Source organism: Hyphomicrobium sp. CS1BSMeth3 (assembly GCF_900117415.1).
Classification (GTDB): Bacteria; Pseudomonadota; Alphaproteobacteria; order Rhizobiales; family Hyphomicrobiaceae.
The window spans coordinates 94,236-118,478 of the sequence record NZ_FPEI01000004.1 but is presented as its reverse complement, the minus strand read 5'-3'; the positions used below and the strand labels follow the sequence as shown (position 1 = coordinate 118,478).

General features: G+C 65.4%; 24 protein-coding genes. 11 read left to right on the top strand and 13 right to left on the bottom strand.

The window, feature by feature from the left end:
* The first annotated feature begins 14 nt into the window (after positions 1–14).
* The 7 genes from CS1BSM3_RS04775 (at position 15) to CS1BSM3_RS04745 (ending at position 7,360) form a co-directional block, all read left to right on the top strand.
* A complete protein-coding gene (locus CS1BSM3_RS04775) occupies positions 15–572 on the top strand; it encodes a carboxymuconolactone decarboxylase family protein (RefSeq protein ID WP_072385854.1) in 558 nt (185 codons plus the stop codon).
* A gap of 12 nt (positions 573–584) precedes the next feature.
* Positions 585–1,394 carry an SDR family NAD(P)-dependent oxidoreductase gene (locus CS1BSM3_RS04770; protein ID WP_072385853.1) on the top strand — a complete coding sequence of 270 codons (810 nt, stop codon included), beginning with the start codon at positions 585–587 and terminating at the stop codon, positions 1,392–1,394.
* Positions 1,395–1,571: 177 nt separating this feature from the next.
* Positions 1,572–3,167 carry an ABC transporter substrate-binding protein gene (locus CS1BSM3_RS04765; protein ID WP_072385851.1) on the top strand — a complete coding sequence of 532 codons (1,596 nt, stop codon included), beginning with the start codon at positions 1,572–1,574 and terminating at the stop codon, positions 3,165–3,167.
* A 158-nt stretch (positions 3,168–3,325) separates the two neighbouring features.
* Positions 3,326–4,273 carry an ABC transporter permease gene (locus tag CS1BSM3_RS04760; RefSeq protein WP_072385850.1) on the top strand — a complete coding sequence of 316 codons (948 nt, stop codon included), beginning with the start codon at positions 3,326–3,328 and terminating at the stop codon, positions 4,271–4,273.
* A gap of 8 nt (positions 4,274–4,281) precedes the next feature.
* Entirely contained in the window at positions 4,282–5,175 is an 894-nt protein-coding gene (locus CS1BSM3_RS04755) for an ABC transporter permease (protein ID WP_072385848.1), read from the top strand.
* Between the two features lie 93 nt (positions 5,176–5,268).
* Positions 5,269–6,330 (top strand): ABC transporter ATP-binding protein, encoded by a 1,062-nt coding sequence (locus tag CS1BSM3_RS04750; RefSeq protein ID WP_072385846.1) that lies wholly within the window; start codon positions 5,269–5,271, stop codon positions 6,328–6,330.
* Entirely contained in the window at positions 6,323–7,360 is a 1,038-nt protein-coding gene (locus tag CS1BSM3_RS04745) for an ABC transporter ATP-binding protein (RefSeq protein WP_083528273.1), read from the top strand. Before CS1BSM3_RS04750 ends, CS1BSM3_RS04745 begins: the two co-directional genes overlap by 8 nt.
* A gap of 114 nt (positions 7,361–7,474) precedes the next feature.
* Here CS1BSM3_RS04745 and CS1BSM3_RS04740 read toward each other — a convergent pair whose 3' ends face one another.
* From CS1BSM3_RS04740 to CS1BSM3_RS04710, 7 genes are all read right to left on the bottom strand, one after another.
* Positions 7,475–8,920, bottom strand: a complete 1,446-nt coding sequence (locus CS1BSM3_RS04740) for a cryptochrome/photolyase family protein (RefSeq protein WP_072385844.1) — start codon at positions 8,918–8,920, stop codon at positions 7,475–7,477.
* Between the two features lie 60 nt (positions 8,921–8,980).
* A complete protein-coding gene (locus tag CS1BSM3_RS04735) occupies positions 8,981–10,783 on the bottom strand; it encodes a tetratricopeptide repeat protein (RefSeq protein WP_072385843.1) in 1,803 nt (600 codons plus the stop codon).
* Between the two features lie 149 nt (positions 10,784–10,932).
* Entirely contained in the window at positions 10,933–11,514 is a 582-nt protein-coding gene (locus tag CS1BSM3_RS04730) for a glutathione S-transferase family protein (RefSeq protein ID WP_174263625.1), read from the bottom strand.
* 25 nt (positions 11,515–11,539) lie between these two features.
* Positions 11,540–12,031 (bottom strand): transcription antitermination factor NusB, encoded by a 492-nt coding sequence (gene nusB / locus CS1BSM3_RS04725; protein WP_072385841.1) that lies wholly within the window; start codon positions 12,029–12,031, stop codon positions 11,540–11,542.
* The gene (ribH, locus tag CS1BSM3_RS04720; RefSeq protein WP_072385840.1) at positions 12,028–12,531 is read right to left on the bottom strand and encodes a 6,7-dimethyl-8-ribityllumazine synthase; all 504 of its coding nucleotides are present in this window, start codon (positions 12,529–12,531) and stop codon (positions 12,028–12,030) included. Before ribH ends, nusB begins: the two co-directional genes overlap by 4 nt.
* A 6-nt stretch (positions 12,532–12,537) precedes the next feature.
* Positions 12,538–13,710, bottom strand: coding sequence for a 3,4-dihydroxy-2-butanone-4-phosphate synthase (gene ribB, locus CS1BSM3_RS04715; RefSeq protein WP_083528267.1), 1,173 nt, complete (start codon positions 13,708–13,710; stop codon positions 12,538–12,540).
* Positions 13,707–14,300: a riboflavin synthase gene (locus CS1BSM3_RS04710; RefSeq protein WP_072385839.1), complete on the bottom strand. Its 594-nt coding sequence runs from the start codon at positions 14,298–14,300 to the stop codon at positions 13,707–13,709. Before CS1BSM3_RS04710 ends, ribB begins: the two co-directional genes overlap by 4 nt.
* Positions 14,301–14,525: 225 nt before the next feature.
* Here CS1BSM3_RS04710 and CS1BSM3_RS04705 point away from each other — a divergent pair, with 225 nt between their 5' ends.
* The 3 genes from CS1BSM3_RS04705 to CS1BSM3_RS04695 all read left to right on the top strand — a co-directional run bounded on the left by CS1BSM3_RS04705 (position 14,526) and on the right by CS1BSM3_RS04695 (position 17,452).
* A complete protein-coding gene (locus CS1BSM3_RS04705) occupies positions 14,526–15,386 on the top strand; it encodes a methylated-DNA--[protein]-cysteine S-methyltransferase (protein WP_072385838.1) in 861 nt (286 codons plus the stop codon).
* Between the two features lie 278 nt (positions 15,387–15,664).
* Entirely contained in the window at positions 15,665–16,417 is a 753-nt protein-coding gene (locus CS1BSM3_RS04700; protein WP_072385837.1) for an outer membrane protein, read from the top strand.
* Between the two features lie 333 nt (positions 16,418–16,750).
* Positions 16,751–17,452: an outer membrane protein gene (locus CS1BSM3_RS04695; protein WP_072385836.1), complete on the top strand. Its 702-nt coding sequence runs from the start codon at positions 16,751–16,753 to the stop codon at positions 17,450–17,452.
* Between the two features lie 31 nt (positions 17,453–17,483).
* On the opposite strand, the gene CS1BSM3_RS04690 is transcribed toward CS1BSM3_RS04695, so the two are convergent.
* From CS1BSM3_RS04690 to CS1BSM3_RS04665, 6 genes are all read right to left on the bottom strand, one after another.
* Positions 17,484–17,906: a hypothetical protein gene (locus CS1BSM3_RS04690; RefSeq protein WP_072385835.1), complete on the bottom strand. Its 423-nt coding sequence runs from the start codon at positions 17,904–17,906 to the stop codon at positions 17,484–17,486.
* Between the two features lie 55 nt (positions 17,907–17,961).
* Complete coding sequence (locus CS1BSM3_RS04685) at positions 17,962–18,504, bottom strand: hypothetical protein (protein ID WP_244540421.1); 543 nt, start codon at positions 18,502–18,504, stop codon at positions 17,962–17,964.
* 155 nt (positions 18,505–18,659) lie between these two features.
* The gene (locus CS1BSM3_RS04680) at positions 18,660–19,070 is read right to left on the bottom strand and encodes a metallopeptidase family protein (RefSeq protein WP_072385833.1); all 411 of its coding nucleotides are present in this window, start codon (positions 19,068–19,070) and stop codon (positions 18,660–18,662) included.
* A 94-nt stretch (positions 19,071–19,164) separates the two neighbouring features.
* Positions 19,165–20,280 carry an AbrB family transcriptional regulator gene (locus tag CS1BSM3_RS04675; protein ID WP_072385832.1) on the bottom strand — a complete coding sequence of 372 codons (1,116 nt, stop codon included), beginning with the start codon at positions 20,278–20,280 and terminating at the stop codon, positions 19,165–19,167.
* A gap of 33 nt (positions 20,281–20,313) precedes the next feature.
* Positions 20,314–21,591: a NupC/NupG family nucleoside CNT transporter gene (locus tag CS1BSM3_RS04670; RefSeq protein ID WP_072385831.1), complete on the bottom strand. Its 1,278-nt coding sequence runs from the start codon at positions 21,589–21,591 to the stop codon at positions 20,314–20,316.
* A gap of 41 nt (positions 21,592–21,632) precedes the next feature.
* A complete protein-coding gene (locus CS1BSM3_RS04665) occupies positions 21,633–22,622 on the bottom strand; it encodes an AraC family transcriptional regulator (RefSeq protein WP_072386682.1) in 990 nt (329 codons plus the stop codon).
* A gap of 201 nt (positions 22,623–22,823) precedes the next feature.
* On the opposite strand from CS1BSM3_RS04665, the gene CS1BSM3_RS04660 reads away from it, so the two are divergent.
* Positions 22,824–24,209: an FAD-binding oxidoreductase gene (locus tag CS1BSM3_RS04660; RefSeq protein ID WP_072385830.1), complete on the top strand. Its 1,386-nt coding sequence runs from the start codon at positions 22,824–22,826 to the stop codon at positions 24,207–24,209.
* Positions 24,210–24,243 lie beyond the last annotated feature (34 nt).

Here is a 24,243-nt window from a genome sequence, read left to right as displayed (position 1 = left end):
CGAGGAAACTGTCCATGGCCCGCCTTCCTTACATCGAGAAAGCCGATCTTCCGCCCGAGCATCAGGATCTCCTGAAGCGCGAGATCACGCTCTACAAGCAGCTCGTCAACAGCCCGAATGCGCTGCGCGCCTTCCAGGGCCTCGGCTACTTCATTCGCCACAAGAGCACGGTCGATTCGCGCCTTCGCGAACTCGCGATCCTCCAGGTCGGCTGGCTCGCGCGCTCGCCCTACGAGTGGTCGCACCACATCAAGCTCGGCTACGAGTTCGGCGTGACCGACGCGGACATCGAGGCACTGATCGCCGATACGGCCGGCAAGGCGACATCGCTCGCGCCGCTCGACCGGCTGGTGCTGCTCGCTGCGCGTGAGGCGACGAATGATGGCGCCGTCAGCCGCGCGACGTTCGATGCGCTGCGCACGCACCTCTCGAACGAGCACATGATCGATCTCGTGATGACCATCGCGTTCTACAACGCCGTCGTGCGCGTGCTCGCGAGCTTGGAGATCGACGTCGAGCCCGACTATCAGAAGTACCTCAACAAGTACCCGTTTCCCGCGACCCCGGCCTGAAGGAGTGCCCCCATGCGGATGAAGGATAAGGTTGCAGTCATCATCGGCGCCGGCCAGAGCCCCGGCGAGGGCATGGGCAACGGCCGCGCCACGGCGATCGTGTTCGCGCGCGAAGGCGCCAAGGTGCTCTGCGTCGACAACCGCTTCGAGTCGGCCGAAGAGACGGCGGCGATCATCAACAAGGACCACAGCGGCGCGGCGGCAGCCTTCAAGGCCGACGTGACGAAGGAAGCCGAGATGAAGGCGGCCATCGACGAGGCCGTGAAGCGCTGGGGCCGCCTCGACACGCTGCACTACAATGTCGGCGTCTCGCTCGGCGGCGGTGACAAGCCGCCCCTGGAAATCAGCGAGGAAGCCTTCGACAAGGTCAATGCGATCAACCTGCGCGGCTTCATCATGGCCTGCAAGCACGCGCTGCCGATCATGCGCGAGCAGCGCTCGGGCTCGATCCTGTCGATTTCGTCCGTAGCCGCTCTATCGGCGAGCTACGCGACCGTCGCCTACAAGACGACCAAGGCCGGCATGATCGCCTACACTGAGCAAATCGCGCGCCACAATGCCGAGTACGGCGTGCGCGCCAACATCATCCTGCCGGGGCTCATGGACACGCCCATGGCGGTGGATACCCGCGCCCGCGTCTGGGGCCAGCCGCGCGCCGAGGTTGTTGCGTCGCGCAATGCCCGTGTGCCGCTGCGAAAGACGATGGGAACGGGTTGGGATGTGGCCAATGCGGCCCTTTTCCTCGCTTCGGACGAGGCGAGCTTCATCACGGGAGTTGCCCTCCCGGTTGACGGCGGCGCCCTCCTGCGCTCGAGCGATTAAGGAGCCGAGCAAACTTTATGACGACGAAGATTGATCACGCGTCGGTGAACGACTAGCCTGACGATCAAGAGGATGCCCCGACAGGCAAGAATTGGCTCAACAATCGGGGGCGCAGAGGAAACGTAAAGCGTTTGGCGTCCGGCGAGGCGCCGACAGAAATAACAAAGGAGGAGACGTATGAAAGCAATTTGGTATGCGGCGGCGGCCCTAGGGCTTGCTGTCGGCGTCGGTGACGTTGCTACGGCCCTCGCCCAGAAGCCGGGCGGGACGCTCCGCATTTATCACCGCGACACGCCGGCAAGCGCTTCGCTGCACGAGGAAGCGACTGTTTCGACGCAGCTTCCGTTCATGGCGATCTACAACAACCTCGTCGTCTATGATCAGCAGGCCAAGCGGAACACGATGGAGACCATCGTTCCTGATCTCGCCAAGAGCTGGGAATGGGATGCGACGAAGACCAAGCTCACGTTCAAGCTGAACGACGGCGTCAAGTGGCACGACGGCAAGCCGTTCACGTCGGCGGACGTCAAGTGCACGTTCGACCTGTTGCTCGGCAAGGGCAAGCAGCGCCTGCGCAAGAACCCGCGCGCGATCTGGCACCGCAATGTCGAGGACGTGACCGTCAATGGTCCGCTCGAGGCGACGATCGTGCTCAAGGAGCCGCAGCCTGCGTACCTGACGCTGCTCGCATCGGGCTACACGCCGATCTATCCGTGCCACGTCAGTGCTGCCGACATGCGCACGAAGCCGGTCGGCACGGGCCCCTTCAAGTTCGTCGAGTTCCGCGGCAACGAGATCATCCGTCTTGCCAAGAACCCGGACTACTTCAAGAAGGGCAAGCCCTACGTCGATATGATCGAAATGCGCATCATCGACAACCGCTCGACCCGCATCCTGGCCTTCCAGGCCGGCGAGTTCGACATGACCTTCTCGCAGGACATCACGATCCCGCTGCTGAAGGACATGGAGAAGCAGGCGCCGAAAGCGATCTGCGAGACCAAGCCTCAGTACGTGCACCGCAACCTGATCGTGAACCGCGAAGCGGCGCCGTTCGACAACCCGCAGATCCGGAAGGCCATGGCGCTGGCGATCGACCGCAAGGCGTTCGTCGACATCCTGACCGAGGGCAAGGGTGACATCGGCGGCGCCATGCTGCCGCTGCCGGAAGGCGCCTGGGGCATGCCGCCCGAGGAGCTTGCCAAGATGGCGGGCTATGGCGGCGATGTTGCTGCCAACCGCGCCGAGGGCCGCAAGATCATGGAGAGCCTCGGCTACAGCGCTGCGAAGCCGCTGAAGGTGAAGATCTCGACCCGCAACATCGCCATCTACCGCGATCCGGCCGTGATCCTCATCGATCAGCTCAAGCAGATCTACATGGACGGCGAGCTCGAGGTGGTCGACACGCCGCTCTGGCACGCTAAGGTCGCCCGCAAGGACTACCAGGTCGGCATGAACCTGACGGGTGTCGCCGTGGACGACCCCGATGCCAACATGGTCGAGAACTACGCCTGCAAGTCCGAGCGCAACTACACCGGCTACTGCAACCCGGAGGTGGAGAAGCTCATCGAGGCGCAGTCGAAGATCGTCGACGTCGCCGAGCGCAAGAAGGTCGTGTGGAAGATCGAGCAGATCCTCAACGACGATCTCGCGCGCCCGGTCATCTATCACGATCGCGCCGCGACCTGCTGGTGGCCGTACGTGAAGGGCTTCGTCGGCCACGAGAACTCGATCTACAACAACTGGCGCTTCGAGGACGTGTGGCTCGACAAGTGACGCCGGAGACCTGAGGCCCCGGCGCGGTAGAGGACATCGCTTCTCTGCCGCGCCGGAGTCTACCCGCTTCGGCGGGGCCAAGAGCGGATGCGGCGGCCTTGATTGCCGCATTCGATGAACCGCAACGATGTCCAAGACGAGCTTGAAGGAGGCTCCGCGTGGGTGCCTATATGATCCGACGATTTCTGCTGATGATCCTGACGTTGTTCGGGATGTCAGTGCTGATATTCGTCATGCTCCGCGTGGTGCCGGGGAACATCGTCGATATCCTTTTTGATTCCGCGGGCATGGTGAACCCCGCCGACAAGAAGCGGCTCGAAGCGGAGCTCGGTCTCGACAAGCCGATCGTGCAGCAGTATGTGACGTGGATCACCAACATGATGAAGGGTGATCTCGGCTACTCGTACGTGTCGGAGAAACCGGCGCTCGACGAGATCCTGCCGCGCATTCCGGTCACGGCGAAGCTCGCGGCGCTGGCGCTCTTCTTCTCCGTTCTCTTCGGCGTGCCGCTCGGCGTCATCAGCGCCGTCAGGCAGAACACGGGCCTCGATTATTTCCTGAGAGTCGTGAGCCTGTCGGGCCTGTCGCTGCCCTCGTTCTGGCTCGGCCTGCTCATTCTCATGGCCTTCGTGCAGTACGCGGGATGGATTCCCATTTATTCCGACGCGCCGCGCGGGTTCTTCCATGAGCTCTTCCTGCTCAGTATCCCGGCGGCCGCGGTGGGCTTCCGCGCCTCGGCGCTCATCATGCGCCTCACGCGCTCGTCCATGCTGGAAGTGCTTCGCCAGGACTACATCCGCACGGCGCGCGCCAAGGGCGCCTCGGCGAACTCGGTCAACTACGATCACGCGCTGCGCAATGCGGTGTTGCCCGTCGTGACCATCATCGGCATCGAAGCGGCCTTCCTGATCGGCGGCCTGATCGTCACCGAGACCGTGTTCAACATTCCGGGCGTCGCCCGCTTCCTCGTCGAGGCGATCCGCTGGCGCGACTATCCGATCGTCCAGAACCTGGTGATGCTGATCGCCGTCGTCACGGTCGTCGTGAACTTCATTGTCGACATGGCCTACGTCGTTCTCGATCCGCGCATCAAGTACGAGGGCTGAGGCAAACCATGGCAACCATCGACCACAAGGCCGAACTCGCCCGTGCCGGCGCCGGCGTCAGCGGGTTCTGGGGCACGACGCTCCACCTCGCGCGCCGCTATCCGCTCGGTGCGGCGGGGGCCGTCATCGTCCTCATATTCGTGCTGACAGCGCTCTTTGCCGGCTATCTCACGAGCTACGACCCGACCACGACCAATCCGCGATCCTCGCTCTCGCCGCCGACGACCGACCACATCCTCGGCGCCGACTTCATGGGCCGCGACATGTGGAGCCGCATCGTCTATGGCGCCCGCATCTCGCTTGCCGTCGGCATCGGCTCGACGGTGCTCGGCTGCTTCTTCGGCGTGCTCATCGGCCTCATGTCCGGGTATTACGGCGGCTGGCTCGATCTCCTCACACAGCGCCTCATGGATATCCTTCAGGCGCTGCCGCTGCTGGTCATGGCGCTGCTGATGGCGGCATCCCTCGGGCCCTCGCTCACCAACACGATTGTCGCGATCTCCATACCCATCGTCCCGAACGTGGCGCGCGTCATACGCTCGAACACGCTCGCGTTGAGGGAAATGCCCTATGTCGAGGCGGCCCGCGCCGTCGGCATGAGCGAGTGGAAGATCGCACTACGCCACGTGCTGCCGAATACGGTGGCGCCGCTGATCGTGCTCGCGACGGCGCAGCTCGGCTCGGCCATTCTGACGGAGGCCTCGCTCTCCTTCCTCGGTCTCGGCATTCCTGAGCCGCACCCCTCCTGGGGGCGGATGCTGTCGGAGTCGGCCGCCGAATATGTGAGGACGGCGCCGTGGCTCGTCGTCTTCCCGGGCATTGCGATCTCGCTCGCGGTGTTCGGAACCAACCTGCTCGGCGACGCCGTGCGTGACATTCTCGATCCGCGCGAGCGCAGCTAAGGCACAACCACAGACCGGGGACCGGACGTCATGAACGACTGGGCGGCAAGGGAACCGGTACCGCGACAGGCGGCGACGAAATCAGGGAGTCCAATGACGACGACAGCCTCAACACCGCAGACCGCCCCGCCTCGTGCGGCCGCGGCGGAGAACCTTCTCGAAGTCACGGACCTGCGCACGTACTTCTTCACGCGCCATGGTGTGGTGAAGGCGGTGGACGGCGTGGATTTCGCGCTGAAGCCGAGGGAGACGCTCGCCATCGTCGGCGAGTCCGGCTGCGGAAAGTCGATCACGGCGCTCTCGCTGTTGCGGCTCATTCCGGTGCCGCCCGGACGGATCATCAGCGGCTCGATCAAGCTCGATGGGGTCGACCTCATCAAGCTCAGCGAAGAGGAGATGCGCCGGATTCGCGGCAACGACGTCTCGATGATCTTCCAGGAGCCGATGACATCGCTCAACCCGGTCATGACGATCGGGCGGCAGATCGCGGAAGTGCTGCTGCTGCACCAGGGCATGACGACGAGGGAGGCCTACGCACGCGCCGTCGAGATGCTGAGGCTTGTCAAGATCCCCGAGCCCGAGCAGCGCGTGAAGGAGTACCCCCACCAGCTCTCGGGCGGCATGCGCCAGCGCGCGATGATCGCGATCGCGCTCGCCTGCAACCCGAAGGTGCTGATTGCCGACGAGCCGACGACGGCGCTCGACGTGACCATCCAGGCGCAGATCCTCGATCTCATCGTCGAGCTGCAGAACCGGCTCGGGACGGCGGTGGTGCTCATCACGCACGATCTCGGCGTGGTCGCGGAGACCGCGCAGCGCGTCATCGTCATGTACGCCGGGCGCAAGGTCGAGGAAGCGGACGTCGGCGAGCTCTTCGCGCGGCCCATGCACCCCTATACGCGCGGCCTCATGGCCTCGATCCCGCGGCTCGACCTCATGCGCGGCGAGGAAAAGGACAGCGTGGAGCGTCTGCAGGAGATCCCGGGCATCGTGCCGGCCTTGAGCGCGCTGCCGCCGGGCTGCGCCTTCGCGCCGCGCTGCCCGCACGCCGACGATCGCTGCCGCGCGGAGTATCCGCCCTACGAGCAGAAGAGAAGCGGCCACTGGGCTGCCTGCTGGCGCTCGGAAGAACTTTTTGGAGGCGCCAATGCATGACGGAGCGGAGAGCGGCGTAGTGCCGGGCACGGCCAACGGCGCCGGCGACAGCAACCCGCGTCACAACCGGGCGCCTGCGCTCGAGGTGCGGGATCTGAAGAAGCACTTCGCCGTCAAGAAGGGGCTGCTGCAGAAGACGGTCGGCCACGTCTATGCTGTGGACGGGGTGTCCTTCACGATCCGCGAGGGCGAGACCCTCGGTCTCGTCGGCGAATCCGGCTGCGGCAAGTCCACGGTCGGCCGCGCCATCCTGCGGCTCGTCGAGCCGACCTCGGGCAGCATCAAGGTCTCGGGGCAGGAGATCATCGGCCTCTCGAAGCCGGAGCTGCGCCCCTATCGCCGCGAGATGCAGATCATCTTCCAGGATCCCTTCTCGTCGCTCGACCCGCGCATGAGCGCCGGCGACATCGTCGGCGAGCCCTTGAAGGTGCATGGCGTCGGCAATGCCAAGGAACGGCGCGCGCGGGTGGCTGAGCTTTTTGCCCGCGTTGGCCTCCGGCAGGCGCAGATGGACAACTTCCCGCACCAGTTCTCGGGCGGCCAGCGCCAGCGCATCGGCATTGCGCGCGCGCTCGCGCTCAACCCGAAGCTCATCATCGGCGACGAGCCGGTCTCGGCGCTCGACGTGTCGATCCAGGCGCAGGTCATCAACCTGCTCATGGACCTGCAGCAGGAGCTCGGCCTCGGCTATCTCTTCATCTCGCACAACCTCGCCGTGGTCGAGCACATCTCGCACTACATCGCGGTGATGTACCTCGGCCGCATTGTCGAGTACGCCGACAAGCGCACGCTCTTCACGAGCCCGCGCCATCCCTACACGGAAGCCTTGCTCTCGGCGGTGCCGGTGCCGGATCCCTCGATCAAGCGCAAGAAGGTCGTGCTCGAAGGCGACGTGCCGAGCCCCATGAAGCCGCCGTCGGGCTGTCACTTCCACACGCGTTGCCCGATCGCGCAGGAACGCTGCAAGGTCGAGAGCCCGGTGCTGCGCGACGTCGGCAACGGCCAGAAGGTCTCCTGCCACTTCAGGTGAGGATCGCCGAAGCATTTGTTTTGCCGCGGGCTGCTGGGAGGAGATGCTGTCGCCTTCTTCCGCTTAGGCCTGCCCGCGGCGGCCATGCAGCGACGGTGCGCCACGGACAGCACTTCAGTCGGCTTGTTTCAAACGCTCGAAGGCCGCGAGCGCGCGGGCGCGCGCCGCTTTGTGCTCGACCATCGGGTGCGGATACGTCCGCCCGAGCTCGATGCCGGCCGCAGCGAGCAGGTCGGCCGGCGCATCCCACGGCGCGTGGATCTGAGGCGTCGGCAGCTTGGCGAGCTCGGGGCACCATTTGCGCACATAGTCGCCCGAGTGATCGAAGGTCTCGGCCTGCTTCACGGGATTGAAAATGCGGAAGTAGGGGGCCGCATCGACACCCGAGCCCGCGACCCATTGCCAGCTCGTGGCGTTGTTGGCGAGATCGGCATCGACGAGCGTGTCCCAGAACCACGCTTCGCCGTCCTGCCAGGGCTGCAGAAGATGCTTCACCAGGAATGAGCCGGTGATCATGCGCACGCGACTGTGCATCCAGCCCGTCGCCCACAGCTCGCGCATTCCCGCATCGACGATCGGATAGCCCGTGCGGCCGCGCTGCCAGGCGGCGAGCTGCTCGGCATCGCGCTTCCAGGGAAAGCGCACGAAGGGCTCGCGGCATGGTCTCTCCGGCAGCGACGGGTGCTGCACGAGCAGATGATAGGAGAACTCGCGCCACAGCAGCTCTTTCAGGAAGGCATCGGCGCCGTTGGCGCATTCGGGATGAGCCGCAGCGTGAGCGCGTGCGCGCTGCCAGCATTGCCGCGGGCTGATCTCCCCATGATGGAGATGCGGGGAAAGTCGCGATGTGGCCGCGATGTCCGGCCGGTCGCGACGCTCGCGATAGTGTGCGAGATCCTGCGCGACAAACGTGTCGAGACGCTGCTGTGCTGCCTTCTCGCCGGGTGTCCATGTCGTCATGAGGCCGGAAGCCCAATCGGGCTTCGTCGGTGTCAACTGCCAGCCGGCGAGCTTCCCGGATGTCGGCCAGCGCTTGGGCGCCTCCAGAGTTCTCGGCGGCGGCAGCAAGGTGCCGAGGTCGCCGGCAGCGAACGCCGCGCGGGCGAACGGCGTGTAGACCTGGAAAGGTGCGCCCTGGCGCGTGCGGAGCGCCTCCGGCTCGAAGAGCAGCGCGCCGCGATGGCGCTTCAGCGCAATGCCCGACTTCTCCAGACTGACCTTGAGATCGGCTTCGAGCTCTATGGCCCAGGGCTCGTAGGCTCGCGAGCAATACACGCTTGCGGCACCGCTCTCGGCAGCGAGGCGCGGCAGGACTTCGCGGGTGGGACCGTGCGCGAGAACGAGGCGCGACCGGGCTGTGGCGAGGCTCTCCGCAAGAGCCCGGAGACTGCCATGCAGCCACCAGCGGCTCGCGCCGCCCGCGCGCCAGCGCCCGGGCGCGGCATCATCGAGAATGAAAACGGGAATGACCGGTGCGCCTGTCGCTGCGGCCGCATGGAGCGCCGCGTTGTCGGCGAGGCGCAGGTCATTGCGGAACCACATGATCACGGCGGCCGTCATCGGCGACTTTGCTCCTGCAGGCGCGAGCATCGGAGCCGGCATAACGCGCGTGAATGCACTTCAGTTCTTGAAGAGCAGGTCGAACAGGGTCTTGGGTTTGGCCTTGGCGCTGCCGCCGCCGTCGCTCGAGCGGCCGCGGCGCCGCTCGGGCGTGTACTCGCCATAGTTGCCCTGTGCCCATGGTGCCCAGCTCGGCGTCTGGCTCCCGCCGCCGCTATAGCGCGGACCGCTGTCCGGGCGGCGCTGCTGTGCGAGCTCGCGGTCCACGGGGGCGACGAGGAGGTACTCCTCGCTGCCGCCCTCGAGCCCGGCGACGGTGAGCTTCGTCTCTGTCCAGGTCCACTCGGCGGCGCGCGCGCCTTGACGCACTTGCTCGATGGTGATGACGCGGCGCGCGCGCGTGTCGATGACGGCGGCGTGCTCGACTTCCTCCGGGCCGCCCTTGCCGTCGATCGTGCCGGCGGTGAAGCGCAGGAGGCCGATGTGCTGTGAAGCCTCGGGGCGCATGGACCAGTCCGTGAGCCGCGGGACGCCGTCACCCATCAGCTCGAGGGGGACGGTCAGGCGCGGAAATCGTGCGTTCGTCGCGAAGTACTGATTGCCACGGACTTGAAGGCGCCATTCGCCGAGGCTCTGCTCGTCGAGCTCGTGGCTTGCTGCGATCTGCGCGGCGCCATTGCGCTCGAGGGCGATGGCGGCTTCGCGCAGCATGGGCTTGAGCTCGAGCGCGCGGCGCAGCTCGACGATGGCCTCGTCCGAGCGCCCCATGGCCTCCAACATCTCGCCGCGTGCCCAGATGACTTCGGGCCGCTCGGGCTCGAGGCCGATGGCGCGCTCGATGTCCTTCTGACCGAGCTCGGGGCGTCCCATGAGCTTATAGACCCAGCCTCGATAGGCATAGGCCTGGGCCGAGCGCGGGTCGATCTCGATGGCGCGCGAGAGGTCGTTGAGCGCCTGCTCGTAACGTTCGGCCTTGGCCTCGGCAAAGCCGCGCGCCTCGACCGCGGCATTCGACTGCGGCTGCATCGAGACCGCGCTTTCGAAATCGCGCAGCGCCGCGGGAATGTCCCGGGCGGCGATGGCGGCATAGCCGCGCAAGAGCACCACCTCGATGTTATCCCGGTCGATCTCCAGGACGCGTCCGAGATCGTCGATGGCATCCTTGTAGCGCTCCAGCGCGAGATAGGCCTCGGCGCGCGCACGGAGCGCCGGCGCGAAGCGGGGTGCGACGGCCAGCGCCCGCCCGAGATCGCGAAGGGCGGCGTGAGGGCGCGCCTGCGCAAGATGGACGCGACCGCGGCCGGCAAAGGCGGCGCCATCGCTCGACAGAAGTCCGATGGCGCGCGAGTAGTCACTGAGCGCGGCACGATGATTGCCGAGCTTGACGTGCGCCGCGGCGCGGTTGGTGAGTGCGGCCCCATAGTTCGGCGCGAGGATCAGCGCGCGGTCGAGATCGCGAACGGCCTCGGCCGTGGCGCCAGCCTCCAGGAGAACAGTGGCGCGATTGTTGTAGGCCGTAGCGCTCTCCGGCACGAGCTGGATGGCGCGGTTGAAATCCTCGATGGCGGCACGAACCTGGCCGAGACGCGCGCGCGCGACGCCGCGGTCGATGTGCAGGAGCGCGCGCTGGTCATTGGGGAGGCTGTCGGCGGCGAGGGCCGCATCATAGAGGCGGATGGCGTCGTCGGGCCGGTCCGAGCGCAGCGCGGCAACGGCCTGGCGCACGCGCATGGCTGCATCGGTAGATGCCGGGCCGCCGGCCTGAGCGAGGGCAAGCTCGGGCATGAGCGCGAGCGCAGCCACAGCGAGCAGCCTGCAAGGCGCGCTGCGATGTCTGCCGTGCGTCTTTGCTTCAAAGGACATGTGCGCTCATACGACCCCCTCTCCCGCAAGAGCGGGGAGAGGGGATGAAGTGTGATACCCGGCGCTTAGCGCCTTCACCCCTCAAGAATCATGACTTTGTAGCACAATTCGGTCGGCGGACGGCTGACGGCGGGCCCGGCTGCGACGACCTATGCCGGCAGCTCGAAGCCGATCGCGGCCTCGACTTCGATGGTCTTCTGCACGGCGGGGCGGGCCATCATTCGCGCGTAGTGGGCATCGAGGCCCGGGAACTCGCCTGGTGCCGGATGGAGCGAGTTGAAGAAGCGCCAATACAGGCGAAAGAGGTGAATGTCGGCAATGGAATAGGTGCCGACCGCCCAAGGCTGATCGCCGAGCCGCTTGTCCGCCAGCGCATAGACCATGCGGGCGTGGTCGAGGCCGCGGCGGCGCGCTGGATGGATCGTCGCGGCGATGAACGACATCCAGGAGATGACCTGCGCCTCGGCCTCGCTGTTGTTCAGGGGGAGAAGTCCGGCCTCGGGAAAACGCCGCGCGAGATAGAACAGAATGGCCGCGACCTCCGTCAGAGGACGGCCGTCGATCAGCAGCGTCGGCACCTTGCCTTCGGGATTGAGCGCGAGATAGGCCGGCGCCCGGTTCTCCTTGCGCGCGAACGAGATCGGCCGAGCCTCGAAGGGCACGCCGATCTCGCGCAAGGCAATCTGCGGTGCCATGGAGCTTGCGCCGGGAGCGAAGTAGAGCGTCAGCATCGCCACCCCCTTCGCGCTGTGGTGCTTAGTCCCCGCCGGACGGCTTGAACTCGGCTTCGCGCGTGCGCCGTGCGATCTTGTCGAGAACGCCATTGACCACGCGCGGCTCGTCCTCGTTGAAGAACGCCTTCGCGACTTCGACATACTCGCTGATGACGACGCGAGCCGGCACGTCCGCGCGCTCGATCAGCTCGTAGACACCGGCACGCAGGATCGCGCGCAAGGTCGAGTCGACGCGCGTCAGTCGCCAGCCCTCCGCGAGCTGGGCATCGACAATCGGATCGATCTCACGCTGACGACGAACGACGCCGCGCAGGATCGCCGCGAAGAAGTCGCGGTCGGCGGCGGCCACCGACTTGTCCTCGGCATTCTCGCCGAAGTGATGCATGTTGAACTGGCCGATGACGTTGTTCAGGTCGGTTTCGGCGAGATCCATCTGATAGAGGGCCTGCACGGCGCTGAGGCGCGCTGCGCTTCTCGGCGCGAGCGGACGCGGCTCGTTGGCGGGCGTTTTCATTCTTGCCGCCTGGCAAAGTCGTGGCCGATCTCGATCAGCTTGAGGCACGCGCGCGCAGCATCGGCGCCCTTGCCGGCGAGGCCGCCCTCGGCGCGCGCCATGGCCTGGACGTGCGTGTCGACCGTCAGAATGGCATTGCCGACCGGCAGCGCGAGATCGGATGCAATGTGCATCAGCCAGTGGTTCGCATTGTTGCAGACGATATCGTAGTGCGAGGTCTCGCCGCGAATGACGCAGCCGAGCGCGATGACGCCATCGACGGGACGCGGATCATCCTCGTCAAAGCGCCCGGACGCCGCACTGACCGCGAGCACCTGGGGGATTTCCAGCGCGCCCGGCACGACAATGCGCTCGTACGTGCAGCCGTGCGCATCGAGCACTGCCAATGCGCCCTCGATCAGCGCGGCGCTGACGTCCTCATAGTACGGCGCCTCGATGATGAGGATGTGCGCGTCGATCTTGCCCGCGCGCGGGCCAATGGGTGTGCCTCTACCGGCCATGATCTTTTACCGAACCTCTCGGGTGCCTACGATCCGCAGGCCATAACCTTCGATGCCGACATAGCGCGAGCGCGGCACGTTGGTCAGCAATTCCATGTCCGTGACGCCGAGATCGCGCAGGATTTGTGCGCCAATGCCGATTTCGACGCGGCGGCGCTCCGCGCGCGCCTGCGGTGTCTTGGGCTGCTCGCGCTCGGCAAGCCACGTGGAGAGCGAGCGTGGCCGCAGATCGCGGATCAGCACGATTGCGCCGCGACCTTCGGCGGCCACCATCTGCATGCATTTCTGCAGGAAGGCCTCGGGGCGGTTCGGCGCGCCGATGCCCAGGAGGTCCGCGGGCATGTTGACGGCGTGCACGCGCACGAGCACCGGCTCGGGGCCCGAGAGGTCGCCGCGCACGAGCACGAGATGCTCGACGGGGTCGACGGTCGTCTCATAGACGTGCAGGTCGAAGGTGCCGCCGAATGTGCTCTCCACCTTGCGCGACGCCGTGCGATTGACGATGCGGTCGTTCTGCAGGCGATAGGCGATCAGGTCCTCGATGGTGCCGATCTTGAGGCCATGGCGCTGGGCGAAGGAGACGAGGTCCGGCATTCGCGCCATGGTGCCGTCGTCGTTCATGATCTCGCAGATGACGCCGGCCGGCAGCAGGCCCGCCATGCGCGCGAGGTCGACAGAGGCTTCCGTGTGGCCGGCGCGAACAAGCACGCCGCCCTCTCGCGCGACGAGCGGGAAGACGTGCCCCGGCGAGACGATGTCCTCGTGCGTCTTGTTCGGATCGATGGCCGTCGCGATGGTGAGCGCGCGGTCGTGGGCCGAGATGCCCGTCGCAATGCCTTCCTTGGCCTCGATGGATACGGTGAAGGCCGTGCGGTTGCGGGCGCCGTTGTTGCGCGTCATCAGCTCGAGGCGGAGCTGATGGGCGCGCTGCTCGGTCATCGAGAGGCAGATGAGCCCGCGGCCATGCTTGGCCATGAAGTTGATCGTGTCGGGCGTCGCCATCTGCGCCGGGATGACGAGGTCGCCCTCGTTCTCGCGGTCCTCGGCATCGACGAGAATGACCATGCGGCCGTTGCGCAGATCATCGAGGATGTCCGCAATGGGCGAGACGAAGCCCTTCCCCTCGGAATAGGCGACGCGCGCGAGGTCGGCGAGGTCGTTGTTGGTGCCGTTCGTCACCGGCGCATCTCCAGAAGCCGCGCGACATAGCGCGCGAGGGGATCGATCTCGATGTTGACGCGATCGCCGGGCTTTTTGCCGCCCCACGTGGTTACCGTCAAGGTATGGGGAATGAGGTTCACGCCAAAGCGGGCGCCTTCGACCTCGTTGACGGTGAGCGACGTGCCGTCGAGCGCGACCGATCCCTTGGGCGCAATAAACGGGGCGAGTGCCGCGGGCGCCTTGAAGGTCAGGCGGTGGCTCTCGCCGTCGGGACGGATATCGACGATCCGAGCGACCCCATCGACGTGACCGGAGACAATATGGCCGCCAAGCTCGTCGCCCGCCTTGAGGGCGCGCTCCAGATTGATTTGCCGGCCCGAGCGCCACTCGCCGAGCGTGGTCAGCGAGAGCGTTTCATTGGAGACGTCGAGCGTGTAGCGGCTGCCCGCGTCCTCCGGCTCGATGCTCGTGACGGTCAGGCACACGCCATCGTGGCAGATCGAAGCGCCGAGGGCGATCGAGGCCGCCGGATAGTCCGAGCCAATGGCAAATCGCCCGCCGTCGGCGGCAACGACCCTGCCGATGCCCGTGATGATGCCAGTGAACATACCTACTTTCCGCGCAGGGCGGCCCGATGGGGCCGCCGGAGAGTGCCTCTTTGCACCATGACCTAGGCCCAATCGGCACTCTGGGCAAGGCGAACCGGGGCATGGCCGGGCCGCGGGGTCGCCGAGGCTGACGTGAGGCGATATTCTACGCTTGGAGGGCGGGTGAGGCACGTCCCGTGCCTGAAGGAGGCCGCCATGCAACTCGGGCGATTGGGGATAGCGGAGATGCCGGCGACTGCAAGCGGGGCAGGGGACGCCTATGCTCTCGTGCGGCGCGCGATCACCTATCTGACCGCGCCTCACGAGAGGCAACCGTCGGCGGTCGATCTTGCAGCTCACCTCGAAGTCGGCACGGCCGAGCTCCAGCAGGTGCTGGCGCGTTGGTGCGGTCTTTCTCCCGCCGCGTTCGCGCAGGCCCTCACAGCAGAGCATATCCGAGATTTGCTGGCCGCGTCGGATGGCGTGCTCGGCGGCAAGGCTGCGGGCGGTCGCCACAGGATCCATGCTTTCGATGTCCGGATCGCCGGGACGGTCAGCGACGACGCGCGGCGCCGCGGGTCCGGGTTGGACATCGCGTATGGCGTTCATCCCTGTCCTTTCGGGCAGGCGTTCATCACCATGAGCGAGGGCGGGGTTTGCGGTCTCGCATTTGTCGATGAGGACGAGGGCGAAAGCCGGCGTGCGGCGCTCGAGGACATGATGGGCCGCTGGCCGAATGCGCATTTTCGCGAAGTGCCGGCGGAGACCGGCGTCATGGCCGCGCGCGTCTTCGGCCCCTCCCCTTCATCGGATGGGGACGCCGTTCCGCTGAGCCTGATCGGCACGTCCTTCGATCTCAAAGTCTGGCAGACCCTGCTGCGCATTCCGATCGGCGCGCTCGTGAGCTACACGGACATTGCCCGTCATATCGGCCAGCCGAGTGCCTCTCGCGCGGTCGGCACCGCCAACGGCCGCAATCCCATCTCGTTCATCGTGCCGTGCCATCGTGCGCTGCGTGGCGACGGCACGCTCGGCGGTTACTATTGGGGGCTTACGCGCAAACGAGCGCTCATTGCCTGGGAGGCGGGGCGCCTGCGGGCGCAGTGAATGGAAATTGATCAGCATTCGGAAATGGGTGGTGATTAATATATCATCATTGTTGCGTCCAGGCCACTGTCAGCGCACGGATATAACCTCCTTCCCCGTTGAGAGAATTTCCACGTGCGCGCCATTTCGCGGTTTTTAACGCGCAATTGGAGGTTGTTTGTGACGCCCGTGGCCGCGTGTTCCCTTACTGGGCATGGCCGGGCGTGATTCGCGTCTATTTGGCAAGCCAATTCCCCCGACCAGCATTCGATGCATGAACCCGTTATCAGGAGAGAGCTATGGTACTCGCTCGAGCAATTCGGCGTGCCTTAGTAGCGTGCGGCGTTCTCGCAATCGGAATACCCGGAGCACATGCTCAGAGCCTCAAGGACGGGCCAGCGCCGGTTCCCGTCTTCACGTGGTCCGGGGCTTACTTCGGTCTTCACGCTGGCTGGGGGTGGGCCGACGTGAACTGGCGGAACGATTATCCCTACTACATCGTGGATCCGAGGCGTCCGACGAGCTTCGATATCGATAGTCCCGTTTACGGCGGGCAGCTTGGCATCCAGACGCAGCGCGGGAACTGGGTGTTCGGCGCCGAAACATCTCTCTCTGGCTTCACCGACAGAGAGAGGAAGAGAGGCGTTGATCTGTATTATGGCTCCCCCGTTGGAGAGATGACCGCGCGCGTGGACTGGCTCTTCATGGCGGTCGGCCGTATCGGCTACGCGTGGGGGAATACGCTCGGCTATGTGAAGGGCGGTTATGCCGGGGCCGAGGTCAGGCTCGAGACTAACGACAATGTTCCTCCCATCTATACCTCTACAAGCAGCAAGTGGCACAACGGCTGGACCATCGGCACCGGCGTTGAATATCTGTGGCTGCCCAACATAACAGTCGGCGTCGAATACAATTTCGTGAGCCTGGAAAGCACAAACCGCGACACGTTCATCAGTGGTCCCAGTACGAGGTTCAACTCCCGCGCCGATCTCGACATCCACACGGTACTGGCGCGCATGAACTTCAAGTTCGACTTCCTGAACACTCCCTAACTTGAGACTGTGGTTGCCGGGCGCTTGCGCGGTGGCTGAAGCTCAGGCTCAAGCTGTCCGCCAGCGCCCCGCATACATGGGGCGGGCCGCGCTGCACTTTTGCAGCGAGCTTTTCGGCGAGACGATGCCCACGCATCGCAAGCCACGCATAGAGGGGCGGGAGGCGTTTGCCGCCACCGCTCTCGAGGCATTCGCATTCGATCCGGCGACATATCCCTCGAATCAAGATAGCTAAACCGCGCTCAATTTCTGGCGGGATTGAGCGGGACTCGGGGTTTGGGGGACGTTCAATTGCTGAGAGAATTGGGAACCGCTTTGGCGGTAGGGACTGCTTTGGCTGTAGCGCCGAGCATCGGTTCGGCGAGTGATCCTGGTGGGATCAAGCAGCCATCATGGAGCGGGGCCTACGTCGGTCTGCACGCCGGCTACGGCTGGGCGGACGTGGATTGGACCTCCAATTATCCGTTTGGCAATGCCGCTGCGCGGCCGACGCAGTTCGACAGCAACAACACGGTCCTCGGCGGGCACGTGGGTGCACAGCTTCAGTTCGGCCCGTGGGTCGTGGGGGCTGAGGCCTCTCTCTCCAGCGGCTACGATCGCGTGATCGAGCGCAATGTGGATCTGTACGCCGGCATCATGACGGGCGACATGATCGCACGCGTAGACAGTCTTGCGCTTCTGACGGGGCGCCTCGGTTACGCGTGGGGCAACGCTCTCTTCTACGGCAAGGCTGGATATGCTGGGGCGGCCGTCCAGCTCAAGACGCACGAGCACTACCCCTTTGGGGAAAGCTGGGTGTCCTCCTCACGCGAATGGTACAAGGGCTGGGTACTTGGTTCAGGCATCGAGTACAGGCTCGACTCCAACCTCGTATTCGGCATCGAATACAACTTCGTGCATCTGAGCGGCAGCACGGCCGCGAGCATCCTGACGGAGAACGGTGGGGCGTTGGTCAATACCTTCAAGTCCCGAGTCGATGTTGATGCGCATACGCTCCAGGCGCGCCTCAGCATGAAGCTCGATTTCGTCGACTAGGCCTTTCGGGGGCTTGCGCGGCGGCTGAGGCTCATGCCCTCAAGCTGTCCGCGAGCGCTCGCATGTAGCCTTCCGCAGCGACAACGTGGTCGATGCGGTGCGGCTCGATGCGCGTGGGCATGCCCTCGAACGCCTTGAGTGCCCGAAGGCGCCGCTCGACACCGGCGAGGCGGCGCCCGTCGACGTGGCCCCTGAGGGTCGCGACGATCGTTTCCACATATCCAGTGAGCCGACCAATCTCGCGGAGCGCACCACGGCGCGCAGCGCGGTCGGCGGCATCCCCCTCGAGGCGCTCGAAGGCGGCGGCCATGCGGGCGAGCGAGTCGGCGACCGCCTCGGCATACTGGGCGACCTTGGCGCGCTTTGCCTTGTCGAGATGGGCGAGCTTCGTCCGCCAGGCGCAGATCACGTCGGCGAGACCGAGCAGCTTCAATGCGATGTCGAGGGCGCGCATGGCGCCATCGTAGGCGGCGGACTGAAATGCGGGGATTACCTGCCGCGGTATGGTTTCAGCGGACTTTCGGATCCGCGTAGCACTGACGCATGGCCTCGCAGCGGTGCGAGCCCGAGAAATGCATGGTCGAGCCCTTAGAGGGGCGAATGAAGGCGCAGATCTCCTCGAGGCCTTCCGGGGTCAGCCATCCTTGCCGTCGGCCGCGCTGGACGGCGAAGCAGTCGGCGGTCTCCTCGTCGGGGCCGCGGAACTGATGGCCGCATTCGTGCGCATAGATCCAGAGCTTCACCGACGTCGGCACGCGCGCCATGAGCTTAGAATTGAGAATCAGAAAGCCTGGGAAGGCGGCGCCGTAGTCATCGAGCTGGTCGTCGATCACAGTTGGACGCTGCCCGCACGTCATGCGCCGGCCGTCGAGGCGCAGCTCGCCGGGTGAAACGATTTTTGCGCCGTTGGCTTGCGCGGCATATCCTTCGGGTGTGGGCCCTCCGGTCTGGGCGAGGGCGCCCGAAGCCGTCGCGGCCAAGAGCAGAAGCGCGGCACCGGCAAGCTTTCCGAGGCCATGCCCTGCCATGCAGAGTGCGCGCGCAACCGTCACCGTAAGGCCCTCTCAACAACTTGCCGCATGCCAGCAGGCACTGATTTGATCATTGCGCGGACGGGCCGCGCTTTCAATGCGTCATCCCGGCCGCGACCACGCTCCTGTGATCCCGCGGCGTGCCGGCCACACCCGCATCTGTCGGGACATGCAATCTAGCCCGCCTTGGCCTCGATCGCCTCCATGTCCGCGTCGGACAAGCCGAAATGGTGGCCGATCTCGTGGACCAGAACGTGTGTGACGAGCGCGCCGAGCGTTTCGTCGCTGTCCGCCCAGTACTCCAGAATCGGACGACGGTAGAGCACCACTGTGTCCGGCCCCTGCGCAATGTCCATGACACTTTTCCGCTCGAGGCTCACCCCTTGATAGAGGCCCATGAGATCGAACTCGTTCTCGATGCCGAGGCTGTCGAGCACATCGTCCGTCGCGAAATCCTCGATGCGGATCAGCACGTCCTTCGCGAGTTGGCGGAACTCGTCCGGGATCTGGCGCCAGGCCGCTTCGGCCAGCTCCTCGAATTCTTTCAGCGTCGGCGCACGTGCTTCCGCCCACTTCTGCCGGCTCATCCACGGTTCTCCATCCGGAAACAGAGACAATCTCAGATGGAGGAATGCCGCGCAGCAATCAAGGGCTAGGTCCGGACTTCAGCTCAATCCCGAGCTACTGGCGCCAGTTTTTCTGCGTCTTGAAGACGAGCTGGGCGCCCAGGATGACGATAGCCAGGCGGGCGAGATGATGCAGGGCCACATAGGCCACATCCACGCCGAGCACGAAGGCGAGCAGATTGAGCTCGGTCTGGCCGCCAGGCGCGAAGGCCATGAGCACGGAGACCTGGTCGAAGCCCGTCCAGCGAGAGACCAGGAGCACCACGACCGCCGTCACCGAAAGCAGGACAACGGCATTGAGAATGCCCCACACCATGGTGTGGCTGAACTCCTTGAGCGTCAGACCGCGGAACTGGCAGCCGAGAAGCACGCCAACGCCGATCTGGGCAAAGACCAGGAGCTCCACCGGGAGCCGGACGGTCGTGAAGCCGAGGGCATGGGCGGCGCCGCTCACCACCATCGGTCCGACAATGGGTGCGCCTGCAAGGCCAAGGCGCTGAGCAATGCCCCAGCCCGCGGCCGCCATCGCGACCAGCGTTGCAATGTCCGTGAAACTCGATTGCGCGAGCCGGACGGGGCTCGCGAACGGGCTCGAGGCGGCGAGGCCGTCGTGCACCTGCAGCCAGAGTGGCACGGCGAAGACGATGAGCACGATGCGCGTCGCCTGCACGAGAATGACCGTGCGCTGATTGGCGCCGGCCTGCTCGGCCATGGCGGTCATGTCCGCGAGGCCGCCCGGTACGGCGGAGAAAAATGCGGTCGGCCGGTCGAAGCCGGCGAGGCGCCGGTAGAACGTCATGCTCGTCGTCGTGATGAGGATCATGAACGGCACGAGGACCATGAGGCTGACCGTCATCGCGCTCACCTGGCCGAGGATTGCGGGCGTGAAGGCCGAGCCGACGGCGACGCCGAGCGTTGCCCGGAGCGGTCCCGCGAGCGGGCGCGGGCGCTCGATAGGGGCGTGCAGAACCGAGGCGATCAGGCAGGCCGTAAGGGCGCCCAGATACCAGGGGAGCGGCAGATGGAAGTAGACGAAGATGACGGCGCCGATGGTGCCGATGAGAAATGCGAGGGCAAAACGCGGCACGCGCGCCCACATCGAGCGCTTGGCGGCACTCGATGCGTCTTCGCTATCCTGCTCGCTCTGCGGGCGGCCCGCCCCGTCGGCCATGCCGCGCTTCCCCCCGTTTATTAAGTTTCGATGCTACCAGCTCAATGCGCCGACGACGGCTGCCGACAAAAGTGTTGCGAGCGCTCCGACCAGCAAAGAGCGACCGCCGAGGGCTACGATGTCGGCGCGTCGCTCCGGTGCCATGGCGATGAGTCCGCCGATCATGATGCCGAGAGAGCCGAGATTGGCAAACCCGCAAAGTGCATAGGTGATGATCAGGCGGGAGCGCGGCGCGAGGTCGGTCGCGTCACGCGTCGCGAGATCGAGATAGGCGAGAAACTCGTTGAGCACAATCTTCTGGCCGATCAGGGCGCCGGCCGTGCCCGCTTCATTCCAGGGAATCCCGAGCAAAAGAGCGACCGGAGCGCAGACCCAACCGAGAACCTGCTGAAGGGTAAGCGGCGCACTGACGAGCGCCGACAGGGCGCCGAGGATTTCGTTGGCGAGGGCGACGAGCGCCACCATGACGACGAGCATGGCAGCCACTGCGGCGAGGAGCCGCACACCATCGGCCGTGCCTTGGACGACTGCATCCATGGCCGAGCGCGGCCCATCCTCGATGACAAGATGCGCGGCCGGCGGTCCCTCGTCGAAGCCTTCGGGCAAAGCGAGCCGGGAGAGCATAAGTGCGGCCGGCACGTTCATGAGCGAGGCTGCCAGCAGGTGTCCTGCCGCGCCCGGCACATGCGGCTCGAGCAGGCTCGCATAGACGACCATGACAGTTCCGGCGATCGTCGCCATGCCGACAGCCATCGTCGCCAAGAGGGCACCACGGCTCATGTCCCTGAGATAGGGGCGGATGAGCAGCGGCGCCTCCACCATGCCGACGAGCACGTTCGCTGCCGATGCCATGCCGAGCGGGCCGCCAATGCCGAACGTGCGCTGGAGCAAATGCGCGAGCGCCGCGACGAGCCGCTGCAGAACGCCCCAATAGTAGAGAAGGCGCGACAGCGCACTCATGAGCAGGATGAGCGGCAGCGCCTGGAAAGCGAGGATGAAGCCGTTCGTCGGCCGCGTCGCCTCGAAGGGCGCGGGCGCGCCCGCGAGATAGCCGAAGACGAGGCTCGTCCCCGCATTGGTCGCGCGCTGGAGGGCGCTGATCACGCCGGTGGCGGCATCGAAGAGCAGGCTCGCCTGCGGCACCTTCAGAAAGAGGATCGCAATGATGAACTGCAGCGCGAGGCCGGCCACGATCGTGCTCGCAACCTGGCGCGGGGCAAGCGTGCGCCCTTCGCCGGTCGCCCAGACGAAGAGCGGGATCAGCACGATGCCGAGCAGGCTCTGCACGACAGGCAGCAGTGATTCGACCATGAAATCCCCCGGCGCGAGTGTAGAGGCGGCCGGGCCGGAGGTCACTGGGAAGTGTCGGCTTCTGCTGGCGCCTGATGGCCCCTCCGCCACGCGCCCGGCGGCACGCCGACGCACTTCTTGAAGGCGCGGTTGAAGGCGGCTTCCGAGTCGTATCCGACCTCTGCCGCTATGCGCGCCAGTCCCATGCCCTGTCGCTCGAGCAGGCGCGTTGCCAACTGCATGCGCCAGCGCGTGAGATACTGCATCGGGGGCTCGCGCACGAAATGCGTGAACCGATCCGCGAGCACGGAGCGCGACACGCCGACCTCGCGCGCGAGGTGCTCGAGCGTCCACGGCTCGGCGGGGCGGCCGTGCATGAGCGTGAGCGCGGCACCGACATGAGGATCGCGCAGGCCCGACAGCCAGCTCGCCGCTGCCGTCGGCAGCGTATCTATGTAGCGCCGCACCACATCCACGAACATGAGCTCGGCCACCTTGGAAAGCACCGTCTCGCTGCCCGATCGACGCGTCGCCGTCTCGTTGATCGCAAGACGGAACAGCTCCGTGATGCTTCCGACGCCGTCCGATCCGCGGGCATGGAGCAGGCGCGGCAAACCTTGAAGCACGGGATTGAAGGGGCGCGCATCACAGCCGAGATAGCCGCACACGAAGTGTGTCTGCTCGCCGCCGCCGTCGCCCTTCTCGATATAGATCGGGAGGTGCCGGTCCGTGGGGCGGCGATACATGGCGAGGTCCGGCGTCGCGCGCATGCCGGGCGTCGAGCAGAGCACGTGCGCGTCCGACATCGGCAGCACGATGATGTCGCCGGCCGCGAGGCGGAAGGGCGGTGTGGAGTTGTCCAGCAGCTCGGCCCAACCCTCCCCCGAGGTAATGGCGTGGAACATGATGATGTGTTCCGCCTCGGGCATGACGTTCGAGGCGATGGCGGCGCCCGGCGGTGTTTCTGCGACCCACGGCGCGGTGAAATCGACGTCGAAAAAGACAGCGCCTGTGAGCCGAACGGTTTTCAGGACATCCGACAGCACGTCCATGGTCGCACTCCCGGCAAATACATCCGGCTGGCCGATCAAGCGGACGAACGGGCAATAACGGCAGACGCTCAATCATCGCGCTGGTCACGTGCCCGGCAGTAACATCACGATCTGAATTGCATTCCGAAATGAATATCTGAGGGCCGAGCTTCTTCGATCGGCCCGTCACAATCTAAATCAAAAGGCAAAGGGAGAACAGCCATGCAGGATATGGCGACGATTTCCGATCTCAAGACCAGCATGCGCGGCGCAGTGATCGACAGTGCCGATCCGGGCTACGACCAGGCCCGCGCGCTCTACAACGGTATGATCGACAAGCGCCCGCGAGCCATTGCTCGGTGCGCGGATGTTGCCGACGTCATCGCGGCGGTGAATTTCGCGCGCACCGCGGGTTTGCCGCTCGCCATCCGGGGCGGCGGCCACAATGGTCCGGGTCTCGGCAGCGTCAATGACGGCCTCGTTATCGATTTGTCCGATATGAAAGGCATTCGCGTCGATCCGGCTGCGCGCACGGCACGCGTCGGTGCGGGGTGCACGCAGGGCGATGTCGATCACGCGACCCATGCCTTTGGGCTTGCCGTGCCTGCAGGCATCATTTCGACGACCGGCATTGCGGGCCTGACGCTCAGCGGCGGACATGGTTACCTCTCGCGCAAGTACGGCCTCACCATCGACAACCTGATCGAGGCCGACGTCGTCCTCGCCGACGGCAGCTTCGTCACTGCGAGCAAGGAGAAGAATGCGGATCTTTTGTGGGCGCTCCGCGGCGGTGGCGGCAATTTCGGCGTGGTCACCAGCTTCCTGTTCCGGCTCCATCCGGTGAGCATGGTCTTTGCCGGGCCGGTCGCCTTCGACCAGAAGCACGCCCGCACCATCATGCAGCGCTATCGCGAGTTCCTGCCGAAGGCGCCCGAGGATCTCGGCATCTTCCTCGGCCTGAAGAAGATACTTTCGAGCGCGCCGTTTCCGCAGGAGTACTGGGGCAAGCGCATCTGCCTGCTCATGTGCTGCTTCAATGGCTCCGAGGAAGATGGAAAGAAGGCGCTGGCGCCGCTGCTCGATAGCCTGCCGGAGCCGTGGTTTAACTGGATGGGCGTGATGCCTTATCCGGCCGTGCAGAGCATGTTCGATGGGCTCTATCCGAAAGGCATGCAGTGGTACTGGCGCGGCGACTTCGTCAAGACGCTGTCGGATGATGCCATCGACGCCCATCTCGCCCAGGCCGCCAACACGCCGAGCGAGCTCTCGCTCATGCATCTCTATCCGATCGACGGTGCCATCCATCGCGTGGGCAAAGGCGAGACGGCGTGGAGCTGCCGGGATGCGACATGGTCGATGGTCATCGCGGGGATCGATCCTGATGCGAAGAAGGCCGGTGACGTCACGCAGTGGACGAAGGCCTATTGGGAGGCTGTTCATCCTTACGATCTCGGCGGTGCCTATCCGAACTTCATGATGGATGACGAGGGCGACGCGCGGATCAAGGAGACCTTCGGCGAGAACTACGGGCGCCTGCAGGCCGTGAAGAAGAAATACGACCCCACGAACCTCTTTCGTGTGAACCAGAACATCAGGCCGGCCAACTGACGCCAGCAACTGCGCGAGGCACGACAAGCCTCGC

Bases quoted from the DNA above. Each gene is read 5' to 3' on its own strand.
- CS1BSM3_RS04775 (WP_072385854.1), top strand. From the start codon at position 15: ATGGCCCGCCTTCCTTACATCGAGAAAGCCGATCTTCCGCCCGAGCAT.
- CS1BSM3_RS04770 (WP_072385853.1), top strand. From the start codon at position 585: ATGCGGATGAAGGATAAGGTTGCAGTCATCATCGGCGCCGGCCAGAGC.
- CS1BSM3_RS04765 (WP_072385851.1), top strand. From the start codon at position 1,572: ATGAAAGCAATTTGGTATGCGGCGGCGGCCCTAGGGCTTGCTGTCGGC.
- CS1BSM3_RS04755 (WP_072385848.1), top strand. From the start codon at position 4,282: ATGGCAACCATCGACCACAAGGCCGAACTCGCCCGTGCCGGCGCCGGC.
- CS1BSM3_RS04750 (WP_072385846.1), top strand. From the start codon at position 5,269: ATGACGACGACAGCCTCAACACCGCAGACCGCCCCGCCTCGTGCGGCC.
- CS1BSM3_RS04745 (WP_083528273.1), top strand. From the start codon at position 6,323: ATGCATGACGGAGCGGAGAGCGGCGTAGTGCCGGGCACGGCCAACGGC.
- CS1BSM3_RS04740 (WP_072385844.1), bottom strand. From the start codon at position 8,920: ATGACGGCCGCCGTGATCATGTGGTTCCGCAATGACCTGCGCCTCGCC.
- CS1BSM3_RS04735 (WP_072385843.1), bottom strand. From the start codon at position 10,783: ATGTCCTTTGAAGCAAAGACGCACGGCAGACATCGCAGCGCGCCTTGC.
- CS1BSM3_RS04730 (WP_174263625.1), bottom strand. From the start codon at position 11,514: ATGCTGACGCTCTACTTCGCTCCCGGCGCAAGCTCCATGGCACCGCAG.
- nusB (WP_072385841.1), bottom strand. From the start codon at position 12,031: ATGAAAACGCCCGCCAACGAGCCGCGTCCGCTCGCGCCGAGAAGCGCA.
- ribH (WP_072385840.1), bottom strand. From the start codon at position 12,531: ATGGCCGGTAGAGGCACACCCATTGGCCCGCGCGCGGGCAAGATCGAC.
- CS1BSM3_RS04710 (WP_072385839.1), bottom strand. From the start codon at position 14,300: ATGTTCACTGGCATCATCACGGGCATCGGCAGGGTCGTTGCCGCCGAC.
- CS1BSM3_RS04705 (WP_072385838.1), top strand. From the start codon at position 14,526: ATGCCGGCGACTGCAAGCGGGGCAGGGGACGCCTATGCTCTCGTGCGG.
- CS1BSM3_RS04700 (WP_072385837.1), top strand. From the start codon at position 15,665: ATGGTACTCGCTCGAGCAATTCGGCGTGCCTTAGTAGCGTGCGGCGTT.
- CS1BSM3_RS04690 (WP_072385835.1), bottom strand. From the start codon at position 17,906: ATGCGCGCCCTCGACATCGCATTGAAGCTGCTCGGTCTCGCCGACGTG.
- CS1BSM3_RS04680 (WP_072385833.1), bottom strand. From the start codon at position 19,070: ATGAGCCGGCAGAAGTGGGCGGAAGCACGTGCGCCGACGCTGAAAGAA.
- CS1BSM3_RS04675 (WP_072385832.1), bottom strand. From the start codon at position 20,280: ATGGCCGACGGGGCGGGCCGCCCGCAGAGCGAGCAGGATAGCGAAGAC.
- CS1BSM3_RS04670 (WP_072385831.1), bottom strand. From the start codon at position 21,591: ATGGTCGAATCACTGCTGCCTGTCGTGCAGAGCCTGCTCGGCATCGTG.
- CS1BSM3_RS04665 (WP_072386682.1), bottom strand. From the start codon at position 22,622: ATGGACGTGCTGTCGGATGTCCTGAAAACCGTTCGGCTCACAGGCGCT.
- CS1BSM3_RS04660 (WP_072385830.1), top strand. From the start codon at position 22,824: ATGCAGGATATGGCGACGATTTCCGATCTCAAGACCAGCATGCGCGGC.